Here is a 12,131-nt window from a genome sequence, read left to right as displayed (position 1 = left end):
GCGACACTCCCAGGACGCGACGCTTATGGCCTCAGCCGCCGAGCAGCTTGCCGCCAACCTCAATTTCGGTGCCATCGCCAAGGCCGATGAGCTGAAGAAGCGCATCTGGTTCACGCTGGGCGCCCTCGTGGTGTTCCGGCTGGGCACCTACATCCCGATTCCCGGCATCGATCCGGAGCAGTTCGCCCGGAACTTCCAGCAGCAGGCCGGCGGCGTGCTCGGGCTGTTCAACATGTTCTCCGGCGGTGCCGTCGAGCGCATGGCGATCTTCGCCCTCAACATCATGCCGTACATCTCGGCGTCGATCATCGTTCAGTTGCTCACCTCGGTGATCCCGAGCCTGGAGGCCCTGAAGAAAGAGGGCGAGTCCGGCCGCAAGGTCATCAACCAGTACACCCGCTACCTCACGGTGGTGCTGGCGCTGGTCCAGTCCTGGGGCATCGCGATCGGACTTCAGAGTTCGTCCGCTGCGATCGATCCCGGCCCGTTCTTCCTGGCTTCGACGGTGATCACGCTGACCGGCGGCACCCTGTTCCTGATGTGGGTCGGCGAGCAGATCACCTCGCGCGGCATCGGCAATGGTTCGTCGCTGATCATCTTCGCCGGCATCGTCGCCCACCTTCCGGTGGCGATCGCGGGCGCCCTCGAGCTCGGCCGCACCGGCGCGCTGTCGCCGATCATCATCCTGGGCGTCGCCGTTGCGGCCGTGGTGCTGGTCTACTTCATCGTGTTCATGGAGCGCGCCCAGCGCCGCCTGCTGATCAACTACCCGAAGCGCCAGGTCGGCAACCGCATGTACGAGGGGCAGACCTCGTTCCTGCCGCTGAAGCTCAACACCTCGGGGGTGATCCCGCCGATCTTCGCGTCCTCGCTCCTGCTCCTGCCGGCCACCGCGGCGAGTTTCTCGGCCAACGGCGGCAGCACGGGCTGGCTGGGCACCGTGACGGCCTATCTGGGCCACGGCACGCCGCTGTTCATGGCGCTCTACGCCGCGCTGATCATCTTCTTCACGTTCTTCTACACCGCGGTGGTCTTCAATCCTCAGGAGACGGCCGACAACCTGAAGAAGCATGGCGGCTTCATACCGGGCATCCGTCCGGGCGAGCGCACCGCCGCCTTCATCGACAAGGTGCTGACCCGCATCACGGTGATCGGCGCCCTGTACCTGACCCTCGTCTGCCTCTGCCCCGAGATCCTGTCGTCCTACGCCTCGGCGAGCCTGGGCTTCGGCGGCACCTCGCTGCTGATCGTGGTCTCGGTGACCATGGACACGGTCGCCCAGATCCACGGCCACCTGATGGCGCATCAGTACGAGGGCCTAGTGAAGAAGGCCAAGCTGCGTGGCGCCTCGACCACGCAACGCCGCCGCTGAGCCTGCTACAGAAGCGGGACGCCGCCGCCGGCGCGCCCGCCTCTGACCCCAAGGTCCGGATGCCTAAGGGCACAGGACCGGCTAGAAAAACACGAGACGGGCGATGCCGGGGAGGCTTCGCCAACCGCCGCTTGTGCCCGTAGAGAGTCGGGCCGGACGAGGACAACGCCATGCGCATCATTCTGCTCGGCCCCCCCGGCGCGGGGAAGGGCACGCAATCCGAGCGGATCGTCGAGCGCTTCGGCATCCCGCAGCTCTCCACCGGCGACATGCTGCGTGCCGCGGTCGCCGCCGGCACGCCGGTCGGCCTGGAGGCCAAGGCCGTGATGGAATCCGGCGGGCTGGTCTCCGACCGGATCGTGGTGGGCATCGTCGCCGACCGGATCGAGGAGCCGGACGCGAAGCGCGGCTTCATCCTGGACGGCTTCCCCCGCACCGTAGCCCAGGCCGAGGCGCTGGCGACCATGCTGTCCGGCAAGGACATGAACCTGTCCGCTGTGGTCGAGCTCAAGGTCGACGAGGACGCACTGGTCGGGCGGATCCAGAAGCGCGCGGCGGAGACGCTGGCGCGTGGCCAGGCGGTGCGCAAGGACGACACCCCCGAGGTGTTCAAGCAACGCCTGGAGGCCTACCGGGCCCTGACCGCGCCGCTGTCGGATTACTACGCCAAGACCGGCCTGCTCCACACCGTCGACGGCATGCAGCCGATCGATACCGTGACCACGGAGATCATGGCGGTGCTCGAACCGCACGCGGAACGCGTCGCGTCCTAACCAATACAGCCGGCACGCCGCATCATTCGGCGGCCGGCATTTTGATGAAGTCGAAGCGCGCGAAGCCGACGCTCAAGCAGCAGGCTGAGAGTGGTTCGATCCACCTTCCATTGCGTAGGCCTTAGGTTGGCGCAACGGTAATGATCGACGATGGTGTCAGCGCCGTCATCCTTGGAGGAAGATCACGATTCTTCGACGGTACGGAGCGTGTGCAGCTCCGTGTTCCAACGAGCTTCGGAGAATTTTGGAAGGCAATCGGCGCCGATCTGAAGCGAGGCGCTGGGGCATATCCAGCCCACAGTTAGGTCGTTTCAAGCAGCTTGCCGGCATACCTCACGATCCCCATCGAGCCATGCCAGAGCGCGGGCGAGGTGGTCGGGATCAAGGACGTAATCCGATTGCGCTGGCCGACCCGGATCGAGGGCCTTGCCGTAGCAGACGCCGTAGCGATGACCGCGCGCCGCTGCGAGGTCGAGATAATACGGATCGGTGAACGTTTCCGGGGCGAGGTATAGAATGCGCGTCCCTGGCGCGCAGAACAGCGTATTCACCATCGCGGCGCCCATGCAGCCAACGACGCGCTCTGCACACGAGAAGGTCGCGACCTGTTCCCGCGCTGAGATCCCCTCAGGATCAATTGGTTGGTAGCCGCGGGCATGTAGAGTCCTGCAAAGGTCCGCCCATCCGATCGGGACCCGGCCGTGATCGCGTCGGCGGATCACGAACAGATGGGTCGGACGGCGCGGGGGCGATCGCCACCATCGCCGGTCCAGGCGACGCATCATCGTGATGGCCCGAACGGATAGGTCTGCGAGAGCCTGGGGATGCTTCGGGCCAGGCAGGCCAGCCACCGGCGAGGCAAAGTAGAGGTCCTCCGCCCGGTAAGTCGTATCCGGTCGCAGCAGACGAATTGTGACGTCCCGCCGTCCGAGGAAGCTCCGGAGTAGCTCGATCCGCATCCGGTCGGTCGCCGGGACGAAACCGTGCAGCAACAGGCAGATGGGTCTGCGGAGGCGGGACAGGCAGTCCACTGCCAGAAGGCGCGGCAGGTCTTCCGCCAGCCAATGTCCCCAGTTGAAGGTCCCGGAGGATGTCATCAGGAGATAAGCGCAGGTCCTCGGAAGGGTCTTGGTCGGCCCGTTGGCTCCCTGTTGCGGGGGCGTCACGAGATCGAAGGGCCGGAAAGTCTCGAACAGAAGCAGCGTTTCGCCGTCGCGGGTGACCGTGATGCTCCGGTCGCGGATGCTCGCATGGTCGATCCGAACCAAGACACAGGCCGGCGCGACCGCCTGGACGCCGCCACCGAAGGCGAAAGCCCTATCCAGCTTCGGCCGGAGTGCGGGATCGGCGAAGATCGCGTCCGGATCGAGAGTGCGGCTGTAGCTGGCCGGATCGTAGAGGGTCGCGACCGGAACGATCTCTGGGGCCGGCGTTGCGTGCAGTCGATGTAGCATATCCGGATCACCAGGAAAGCCGCCCGACGCATAGATCGTTGGATCGCAGGAAATGTAGCGCGATGCGCACATGGAATTATGCGGATCGATCCGCTTGTAGCTGAAGATATCCTATGTGAAACGCCGACCGTTCTTAAGGTCAAGCAGAAATTTCTAAGCACTACGCCGTCATAAAATACACAATCTTTGATGCAGATATCTATAGATTACTATTTATCGCAGCAGCATATCAAAATACTATAACATCTGATTCCGATATGGGTAAAAAAATAAAATTTAGATCCAAAATTAATTCTGGTTCTTGCGATCCACGAGGAGGGAGCATGCAGCTACTCGACACGGTGACCACGCAGATCATGGCGGTGCCGGAACCGCACGCCGAGCACGTTGCCTCCTGATCGCGAAGGCCGGCACGGGGCAGCTTCAACCTGCCGGCGGCTACCGGACGACATGTCTCTCAGCCACGTGTTGCGCCACGATCCTAGAGGCTTCGAGACACGAGCAGGCGATACTGGCGGGACAGCGTCGACAGGCCGACCGGCCCCGCGGTGCGACGCGACGGCCCGGTGGAGTCGCCGCCGGACGCGTTCCCGTCATCGATCCGGCCTGCGCGCGGTACTCCGACGACGTGTCCAAGATCTGATCGCACCCCGCGTGGAACGCCGTCTCGAAAGACGGATCACGGACGATCGGAGCGTCCGTTGAACCATGGGCCCATTCGGAGGTTGAGGGCGGAACACGATCGGGAGTTCCGATGACCGCTCTCCGTATCCCCGCAAACCTCCTGCTTCTCGCCCTTGCGCTCGCGCCCCTGCCGGTGGCGGCACAGAGCCCGGCGAAGTCCTTCGTGTACGGAGAGAAGCAGTTCCGGCACGCGTGCCGGCCGCCTCTCAAGTACGCGGCGGGGGCGTGCGTCCGCCGCTGCCCGGCCGGTTACCAGACGATGGGCGGCTATTGCCGGTATCGAAGCCAGCGCTTCCGTTGAGGCGGCGGCGTCAACGATCCACCCGGCGCTCCGCCCGCAGCGCCCCGAAGAAATTGACCACGTCCATCGGCAGCGCCCGGTGGCCGAACAGGCGGGTGGGGTTGCCGTCGGTGCGGCCGTCCCGCAGTTCGACCATCGCGGTCAGGACGTTGTAGCGGAACACCATCCGGCGGCCCGCGAAGACGGCCCAGAGCAGGCCCGGGCCGTCATGCTCGGCCTGGAGCGCGATCGAGCCGGGCTCGGCCTCAGTGAGGATGCCGCCAACCACCGCCAGGATCACCGGGACGACCTCCTCGGCATTCTCCTCGGCCGCCCTCAGGATGGAATCGGCGAAGGCCCGCAGGGTGGCGCCGTCGCTGGTCAGAACCGACATCTGTGCTCCCTGAATGATCCCGGTATGGTCCGCGCGTGACGCATGGCGGCGCGGCCGATCGTTCACCGGTCGTTGACATCTGGTCCTGCGCACGCTAGCAGGCCGTCCTTCGTCCAATCGATCGCTGGTCCGAGGTGCCCTGTCCAGGGCCGCCCCAGGGCCACGTTGTCGTTTGGCGCGCGCAGGGGCCGGCCTCCACCGGACGCGCGCGGTTACCGCCCGTATCATCGGGCCTCAAATGGAGCGTGATCATGGCCCGTATTGCAGGCGTCAACATCCCGACCAACAAGCGCGTCGTCATCGCGCTCCAGTACATCCACGGCATCGGCTCCAAGAAGGCCGAGGAAATCACCCAGAAGGTGAACATCCCCGCCGAGCGTCGCGTGAACCAGCTCACCGACGCCGAGGTGCTGCAGATCCGCGAGACGATCGACCGCGACTACATCGTCGAGGGCGATCTGCGCCGCGAAGTCTCGATGAACATCAAGCGCCTGATGGATCTCGGCGCCTATCGCGGCCTGCGTCACCGCAAGCAGCTGCCGGTCCGCGGCCAGCGCACCCACACCAACGCCCGCACCCGCAAGGGCAAGGCGAAGCCGATCGCCGGCAAGAAGAAGTAATTTTTTGAAGTTGGAAGGCCGTGCTCCGCTCGGCCTTCCTTCCGTCGCGTTGGTGTCCTGCGAGGGATCCCGCATCGGGCCGGACCGCCCCGCACGGGCGCGCCGGCCAAGTCCCAGAAAGAATCCCGAGCGCCTGGAATTACGGGCGCGCTTGAAGGAAAAGTGAGACCCGAATGGCCAAGGAACCGCAACGCGTCCGCCGGCGCGAACGCAAGAACATCGTGTCGGGCGTCGCCCACGTGAACGCTTCGTTCAACAACACGATGATCACCATCACGGACGCGCAGGGCAACACGATCTCGTGGTCGTCCGCCGGCGCGATGGGCTTCAAGGGCTCGCGCAAGTCGACCCCGTACGCCGCCCAGGTGGCCGCCGAGGACGCCGCCCGCAAGGCCTCCGAGCACGGCATGCGCACCCTCGAGGTCGAGGTGTCCGGCCCGGGTTCGGGTCGTGAGTCGGCCCTGCGCGCCCTCCAGGCCGCTGGCTTCACGGTCACCTCGATCCGCGACGTGACCTCGATCCCGCACAACGGCTGCCGTCCGCGCAAGCGTCGTCGGGTCTGAACCGAACGGTCTGACGGAGAAGCTCATGACGGGATCGAAGCCGCTTCCGGGCGTGCTGCGTTGGAACCTCGGCGACCTCACGGTCACCGCGCTCAACGACGGCTGGTTTCAGGCCAGCCTCGATCTCGTCACGGGGATCCCGAAGGACGAGGCCGGCAAGCTCCAGGTCGCGGGGTTCCGCACCGAGCAGCCCAAGATCACGCTGAACGCCTTCCTGATCACCGGCGCAGGCCGCAAGCCGGTGCTGATCGATACGGGCTACGGCGACTTCGCCCCGGTGGAGACCCTGGGGCGGTTCAGCGCAGCGTTGGCGCTCACCGGCGTCAAGCCGGAGGCGATCGAGACCGTTCTGGTCACGCACCTGCATCCCGACCATGTCGGCGGTCTGGTGACGAACGGGGCGGCCCGGTTCCCGAACGCCGAGATCGTGGTCCACGCCGACGAAGCGGCCCACTGGCTGCCGGACGACGCGTTCTCGCGGGCGCCGGACGAGGCTAAACCGTACTTCGAGAGCGCCCGCAAGGCGGTGGCGCCCTACGCCAAGCGGATGCGCGAGCATCGCGGCGGCGAGGTCTTGCCGGGGATCACGGCGGTCCACCTGCCGGGCCATACTCCAGGGCATTGCGGTTTCCGCATCGTCTCCGGTGGACAGTCGCTGCTGATGTGGACAGACGTGGTGCACCTGCCCGCGATCCAGTTCAAGAACCCGGAGGCGGGAGTCGGATTCGACGTCGATGGTGACCAGGCGCGTGCGACGCGCAAGGCCATCATGGACGAGGTGGCGCGCGAGCGGACCTTCATCGCGGGTGCGCACCTGGAATTTCCGGCACTGGGCTACGTGGATCGGGACGGGGCCGGGTACAGCTTCGTGCCGGCCCTCTGGGTCGGTGGCGAGTAACAGACTTTGAATTCAGGGACCGTTCGGGGCGCCAGGGGGCGGCGCCGGGCGGCCGAAGCGCGGGAACGGATGTCGCGGATCCCGAGCATGGACGAGAGGTAGGATCGTGGTCATTCAGAAGAACTGGCAGGAACTGATCAAGCCGAACAAGCTGCAGGTCTCGACCGGCGACGACCCGAAGCGGGTCGCCACCGTCGTGGCCGAGCCGCTCGAGCGCGGCTTCGGCACCACCCTGGGCAACGCCCTGCGCCGGGTGCTCCTGTCCTCGCTCCAAGGCGCGGCCGTGACCTCGGTGCAGATCGACGGCGTGCTGCACGAGTTCTCCTCGATCCCGGGCGTCCGCGAGGACGTCACCGACATCGTCCTGAACATCAAGACCATCGCGATCCGTTCGCAGACCGATGCGCCCAAGCGCATGACCCTGCGCAAGACCGGCCCGGGTACCGTCACGGCCGGCGACATCGGCACGGTCGGCGACATCCAGATCCTGAACCCGGAGATGGTGATCTGCACGCTGGACGACGGCGCCGAGATCCGCATGGAGTTCACGGTCGCCACCGGCAAGGGTTACGTCCCGGCCGAGCGCAACCGCCCCGAGGACGCGCCGATCGGCCTGATCCCGGTGGACGCGCTGTTCTCCCCGGTCACCAAGGTCAGCTACCGCGTCGAGACCACCCGTGAGGGCCAGGATCTCGACAAGGACAAGCTGACGATGACGATCGAGACCAACGGCGCCGTGGGCCCGGAGGACGCGCTGGCCTATGCCGCGCGGATCATCCAGGACCAACTGCAGGTCTTCGTGAACTTCGAGGATCCGCGCAAGGAAGAGGCCGCGCCGCTCGCGCCGCAGCTGCCCTTCAACCCGGCGCTGCTCAAGAAGGTCGACGAGCTGGAGCTGTCGGTCCGTTCGGCGAACTGCCTGAAGAACGACAACATCGTCTACATCGGCGACCTGATCCAGAAGTCCGAGGGCGAGATGCTGCGGACCCCGAACTTCGGTCGCAAGTCGCTCAACGAGATCAAGGAAGTGTTGGCCGGCATGGGCCTGCACCTCGGCATGGACATCCCCGGCTGGCCGCCGGAGAACATCGAAGATCTCGCAAAGCGCTTTGAAGAGCACTACTGAGGCGGAGCCGCCCCGGGCCGGACCGGGTGGCGCTGTACGGCGCCGCCCGTTGGGCCGATATAGATACGGACCTTCGCAGGCATGACGCGAAGTCCCGAAGAAATCCCGCCGCGGGGTTACGCGGATAACAACAGCCTCGATGAGGCACCCGGCCGTACCGTGGCACGGCGGCCGAGATGAGAAGGAAGCCAGAACCATGCGTCACGGGTATCGCGGTCGCCGCTTCAATCGCACGGCCGAGCATCGCAAGGCGATGTTCGCCAACATGTCGGTCGCCCTGCTGAAGCACGAGCAGATCGTCACCACCCTGCCGAAGGCCAAGGACCTGCGTCCCGTGGTCGAGAAGCTCGTCACCCTCGGCCGGATCGACAGCGTCCACACCCGCCGTCTCGCCATGGCGCAGCTGCGCGACGGCGACATGGTCAAGAAGCTCTTCGCCGTGATCGGCCCGCGTTACCAGGGCCGTCCGGGCGGCTATCTCCGCATCATGAAGGCGGGCTTCCGCAAGGGCGACAACGCCCCGCTGGCCGTGATCGAGTTCGTCGATCGCGACGTCGAGGCCCGCGGCAAGGATTCCGGTCAGGTTGTGGTCGCCGAGGCGGCCTGAGCTAAGCGCCATCGATCGAACGGAAAGAAGCCGTCCCGGGACCGTCCGGGGCGGCTTCTTCATGTTCGCGCGGGGCTCAAAAAAGAACCCGCCGGCTTGCGCCGACGGGCTTGAAGCAGGGTCTACGTTTCGAAGCATCGCGAGAGTTCGCCCTGGCGGTCAGTGTCGGCCTGACCGGGAACTCGACCGCGCCGCGGTTCCGAAACCTCTATCCCTGCTGATCCTTGTTGGGTGGATCGTCCTGATCCGGGTCGGCCTCGCGCCGAATGCCTGGGAAGATACCGTGATTGCTCATGGTTCACCTCCACGTTCGTAACCCGGAGCATGACGGCTCCGTCGGGGGGTCAATGAGCCGGCAACAGGGTGGTTCCCGAAAATTTCGGTGCCTCGGGGCCAGGGATAGGGCTTTCCCCTAGAAGTGCGGACAGCGACGTCACTGCTCCGGGGCTTCAGCGCTGCACCATTTCGATTGTCCGGCCCCGTCATTGCGAGCGCAGCGACGCAACCCAGGGCAGCGCGCGTTCCCAAAACGTGGCGGATCACGTAGCTGCTTCGCTACGCTCGCAATGACGATTTGGTCACGCCCGCCCCGGGTCAGACCCGTCCAGCAGCGCCGAGACCCGGATCGCCAGGTCGGCCGAGCGGAATGGCTTGGTCAGCACCGGCAGATCGTCCGGGATCTGCATCGCCTCCGCGTGGCCGGTGAGGATCAGCACCGGCAGGCTGGGGTCGCGGTCGCGGATCTCGGCGGCGAGTTCGATGCCGCTCATGCCCGGCATGGCGAGGTCGGCGACGATCAGGTCGAAGCGGCCGGGCGCGAAGGACCGCAGCGCGGCCTCGCCGTCGCCGGCCTCCGTCGCGTCGTGGCCGAAGCCCGCCAGGAACGAAGCGGTGACGTGCCGGACCTGCGCGTCGTCGTCGACCACCAGGATCCGCGCCGAACGGGCCGCCACCGGGGCGTCGTCCTGCGCACCCGCCACCTGCTCAGGCGCCTCGGTGGCGAAGGGGAGGGCGAGTTCGACCCGCGTGCCCCGACCGACCTCGCTCTCGATGGCGAGGCGGCCCTTCGATTGCTGGGTCAGGCCGAACACCATGGCGAGCCCGAGACCCGTGCCCTGGCCCACCGCCTTGGTGGTGAAGAACGGCTCGCAGACCCGGCGCAGGATCTCGTCCGGGATGCCGGTGCCCTCGTCGGTGACGCTGACGCCGAGATAGGAGCCGTCGGCGATCTCGGGATCGCCCGCGATGTCGAGGCGCCGGGTGGCGACGGTGATCGTGCCGCCGTCCGGCATCGCGTCCCGGGCGTTGATGCACAGGTTGAGCACGGCGAGTTCGAGCTGGTCCGGATCGACCTGGACGGCGGGCAGCCCCTCGGTCAGGTCAGTGCGGACGCTGACCAGGCCGCCGAGGCTGCGGCCGAACAGGTCGCTCATCCCGCCGATCAGGGCGTTGACGTCGGTGGCGCGGGCCTGGAGGTCGTGGGCGCGGCTGAAGCTCAGCAGGCGCTTGGTCAGGGAGGCGCCGCGCTCGGCCGCGCCGCGGGCGTTCTCGATCAGGCGCTGCACCCGCGGCAGGTCGGCGACCTTGGGGGCGGCGAGTTCCAGGCTGCCGAGGATCGCGGTGAGGAGGTTGTTGAAATCGTGCGCGATGCCGCCCGCCAGGGTGCCGAGCGCCTGCATCTTGTCGGATTGGCGCAGCCGCGCCTCCAGGGTCCGCTGCTCGGTCACATCCCGCTCGATCACCGCGAGATGGCTGATCGCGCCGCCCACGTCGCGGATCGGCACCCGGGTGACGTGGCTCCAGAGTTCTGCGCCGACCGGGCCGTCGCTGGTCAGGCTCTCGGCCACCGCCCCAGAGCGGATCGCGGCGGCGTCGGCCAAGGCCACGGCGCTGCCCTTCGAGCCGAGCAGGTCGCCCTCCCGCTGGCCGAGACAGCCGGCGACGTCCCGGCCGAGCTGGGCCGCCTTGCGGGCGTTGAGGCGCACGAAGCGCCCGTCCGCGTCCTTGAAGCTGATCGCGTCCTGGGCGTGATCCAGCAGGCCGCGGAGCAGGGCCCGCTCGGTGGCGAGGTCGCGGCCGAGCCGGTGGCGCTCGAAGGCCTGCCGGACGGTGGAGCGCAGCAGGCTCGCGTCCCAGGGCTTGGTGACGTAGCCGACGATGCCGCCGCGGTTGAGCGCCGCGATCACCGCGGTGATGTCGGCATAGCCGGTGAGCAGGATCGCCTGCGCGTCGTGGAAGGCGCGGGCCTCGGCTAGGAGCGCGTCGCCGGTGAGGCCGGGCATGCGCTGGTCCGACAGCACCACGGCGATGTCGGGCTCGGCGTGCAGGATTTCGAGCGCCTCGTTCGGGTTCGAGGTCGTCAGAACCCGGTAGGAATCCTCGAACAGGTCCTCCAGGGCGATCAGGATATCCGGCTCGTCATCGACGGCCAGGATGGTCCCGCGGGGGCCATCGAACCCGGCCCCGTTCTCGTAAAGGGATTGCGTATCCGTCACCGAACCGGTGTCCATCGCAGCGGGGAATGCTCGTCCTGCCGTGCCTTCACTCATGCGCTGGCCGCCTGCCGCGGAATCCCGATCACGAAGCAGGCTCCCCCGTCCGGCGCCGCCTCCACGGTGAGCGAGCCGCTATGCGCCTGAACGACGCTGTAGGCAATCGCAAGACCCAGGCCGGTGCCTGAACCCACGGGCTTTGTCGTGAAGAATGGCTCGAATATCTTTTCACGGAGGTCTTCCGGGATACCAGGACCAGTATCGCTGATGCGGATCTCGTCGACCTCCGGGTTCGACAGGGTATCGATCCGGATCCTGCCCCCCTCCGGCATGGCGTCGGCGGCGTTGCCCAGGATGTTCATCACCACCTGGTTGAGCAGTGCGGGGGTGCAGTGGATCTCGGGCCGGCCGGCGAAGCTGCGCTCCACGGCGATCCGGTCGCCGAGCTTGTGCTGGATCAGCGCCAGCACGGTCTCGATCGCCTCTGGCACGTTGACCAGGGCCCGTTCGCCCTCGTCGAGGCGCGAGAACTTGCGCAGGTTGAGCACGAGATCCTGGATCCGGGTCAGCCCCATCCGCATCGAGCCGACCCGCTGGCGGGCCTTGTCGAGGGCGCGGGAGGCCGCCTCCGGGGCGGCGCTCGGCAATTCGTTCAGCAGGCGCTCGACCGTGCCCTGGTGCGCCAGGATGAAGGCGAGCGGGTTGTTGATCTCGTGGGCGATGCCGGCGACCAACTCGCCGAGCGAGGCCATCTTGGCGGCCTGGACCAGCTTGGCCTGCGCCTCGGTGATCTGCCGGTTGGCGTCGGCGAGATCGCGGTTGGCGCGCTCCAGGGCATCGGCGAGGCGGGCGCGGGCCTCGGAGGCCT

At 66.9% G+C, this 12,131-nt stretch carries 12 protein-coding genes; 8 read left to right on the top strand and 4 right to left on the bottom strand.

All coding sequences use genetic code 11. The features are described 5' to 3' along the window. Positions 1 to 25: 25 nt before the first annotated feature. Both secY and FV228_RS02510 read left to right on the top strand, forming a co-directional pair. Positions 26 to 1,372: a preprotein translocase subunit SecY gene (secY, locus tag FV228_RS02515; RefSeq protein WP_058192231.1), complete on the top strand. Its 1,347-nt coding sequence runs from the start codon at positions 26 to 28 to the stop codon at positions 1,370 to 1,372. 170 nt (positions 1,373 to 1,542) lie between these two features. Beyond that, positions 1,543 to 2,145 carry an adenylate kinase gene (locus tag FV228_RS02510; protein ID WP_147853150.1) on the top strand — a complete coding sequence of 201 codons (603 nt, stop codon included), beginning with the start codon at positions 1,543 to 1,545 and terminating at the stop codon, positions 2,143 to 2,145. A gap of 311 nt (positions 2,146 to 2,456) precedes the next feature. Here the strand turns inward: FV228_RS02510 and FV228_RS02505 are convergent, their stop codons facing one another. Beyond that, a complete protein-coding gene (locus FV228_RS02505) occupies positions 2,457 to 3,671 on the bottom strand; it encodes a glycosyltransferase 61 family protein (protein WP_147853149.1) in 1,215 nt (404 codons plus the stop codon). 682 nt (positions 3,672 to 4,353) lie between these two features. Here FV228_RS02505 and FV228_RS02500 point away from each other — a divergent pair. Beyond that, the gene (locus FV228_RS02500; RefSeq protein ID WP_147853148.1) at positions 4,354 to 4,584 is read left to right on the top strand and encodes a hypothetical protein; all 231 of its coding nucleotides are present in this window, start codon (positions 4,354 to 4,356) and stop codon (positions 4,582 to 4,584) included. 10 nt (positions 4,585 to 4,594) lie between these two features. On the opposite strand, the gene FV228_RS02495 is transcribed toward FV228_RS02500, so the two are convergent. Further along, positions 4,595 to 4,957, bottom strand: coding sequence for a hypothetical protein (locus tag FV228_RS02495; protein ID WP_147853147.1), 363 nt, complete (start codon positions 4,955 to 4,957; stop codon positions 4,595 to 4,597). 251 nt (positions 4,958 to 5,208) lie between these two features. Between FV228_RS02495 and rpsM the strand changes: the two genes are divergently transcribed. The 5 genes from rpsM to rplQ all read left to right on the top strand — a co-directional run bounded on the left by rpsM (position 5,209) and on the right by rplQ (position 8,771). Next, positions 5,209 to 5,577, top strand: a complete 369-nt coding sequence (gene rpsM, locus FV228_RS02490; protein ID WP_147853146.1) for a 30S ribosomal protein S13 — start codon at positions 5,209 to 5,211, stop codon at positions 5,575 to 5,577. 173 nt (positions 5,578 to 5,750) lie between these two features. After that, positions 5,751 to 6,140, top strand: a complete 390-nt coding sequence (rpsK, locus tag FV228_RS02485; protein WP_007557606.1) for a 30S ribosomal protein S11 — start codon at positions 5,751 to 5,753, stop codon at positions 6,138 to 6,140. A gap of 25 nt (positions 6,141 to 6,165) precedes the next feature. Beyond that, entirely contained in the window at positions 6,166 to 7,038 is an 873-nt protein-coding gene (locus FV228_RS02480) for an MBL fold metallo-hydrolase (RefSeq protein WP_147853145.1), read from the top strand. A gap of 106 nt (positions 7,039 to 7,144) precedes the next feature. Beyond that, positions 7,145 to 8,164, top strand: coding sequence for a DNA-directed RNA polymerase subunit alpha (locus FV228_RS02475; RefSeq protein ID WP_147853144.1), 1,020 nt, complete (start codon positions 7,145 to 7,147; stop codon positions 8,162 to 8,164). Between the two features lie 196 nt (positions 8,165 to 8,360). Beyond that, positions 8,361 to 8,771, top strand: coding sequence for a 50S ribosomal protein L17 (gene rplQ / locus FV228_RS02470; protein ID WP_147853143.1), 411 nt, complete (start codon positions 8,361 to 8,363; stop codon positions 8,769 to 8,771). A gap of 578 nt (positions 8,772 to 9,349) precedes the next feature. On the opposite strand, the gene FV228_RS02465 is transcribed toward rplQ, so the two are convergent. Both FV228_RS02465 and FV228_RS02460 read right to left on the bottom strand, forming a co-directional pair. Then, positions 9,350 to 11,281, bottom strand: coding sequence for a response regulator (locus FV228_RS02465; RefSeq protein WP_246693801.1), 1,932 nt, complete (start codon positions 11,279 to 11,281; stop codon positions 9,350 to 9,352). 35 nt (positions 11,282 to 11,316) lie between these two features. After that, on the bottom strand, positions 11,317 to 12,131 hold an 815-nt coding region (locus tag FV228_RS02460), incomplete at its 5' end, for an ATP-binding protein (protein WP_147853142.1).

The sequence above is a fragment of the Methylobacterium sp. WL18 genome (assembly GCF_008040015.1).
Classification (GTDB): domain Bacteria; phylum Pseudomonadota; class Alphaproteobacteria; order Rhizobiales; family Beijerinckiaceae; genus Methylobacterium; species Methylobacterium mesophilicum.
The sequence above is the reverse complement of the archived record's forward strand: the minus strand, read 5'-3'. Positions and strand labels throughout refer to the sequence as shown.

Excerpts from the sequence above, each read along its gene's own strand:
- rplQ (WP_147853143.1), top strand. The coding sequence starts at position 8,361 with ATGCGTCACGGGTATCGCGGTCGCCGCTTCAATCGCACGGCCGAGCAT.
- FV228_RS02505 (WP_147853149.1), bottom strand. The coding sequence starts at position 3,671 with ATGTGCGCATCGCGCTACATTTCCTGCGATCCAACGATCTATGCGTCG.
- rpsK (WP_007557606.1), top strand. The coding sequence starts at position 5,751 with ATGGCCAAGGAACCGCAACGCGTCCGCCGGCGCGAACGCAAGAACATC.
- rpsM (WP_147853146.1), top strand. The coding sequence starts at position 5,209 with ATGGCCCGTATTGCAGGCGTCAACATCCCGACCAACAAGCGCGTCGTC.
- FV228_RS02465 (WP_246693801.1), bottom strand. The coding sequence starts at position 11,281 with ATGGACACCGGTTCGGTGACGGATACGCAATCCCTTTACGAGAACGGG.
- FV228_RS02495 (WP_147853147.1), bottom strand. The coding sequence starts at position 4,957 with ATGTCGGTTCTGACCAGCGACGGCGCCACCCTGCGGGCCTTCGCCGAT.
- FV228_RS02510 (WP_147853150.1), top strand. The coding sequence starts at position 1,543 with ATGCGCATCATTCTGCTCGGCCCCCCCGGCGCGGGGAAGGGCACGCAA.
- FV228_RS02500 (WP_147853148.1), top strand. The coding sequence starts at position 4,354 with ATGACCGCTCTCCGTATCCCCGCAAACCTCCTGCTTCTCGCCCTTGCG.
- secY (WP_058192231.1), top strand. The coding sequence starts at position 26 with ATGGCCTCAGCCGCCGAGCAGCTTGCCGCCAACCTCAATTTCGGTGCC.
- FV228_RS02480 (WP_147853145.1), top strand. The coding sequence starts at position 6,166 with ATGACGGGATCGAAGCCGCTTCCGGGCGTGCTGCGTTGGAACCTCGGC.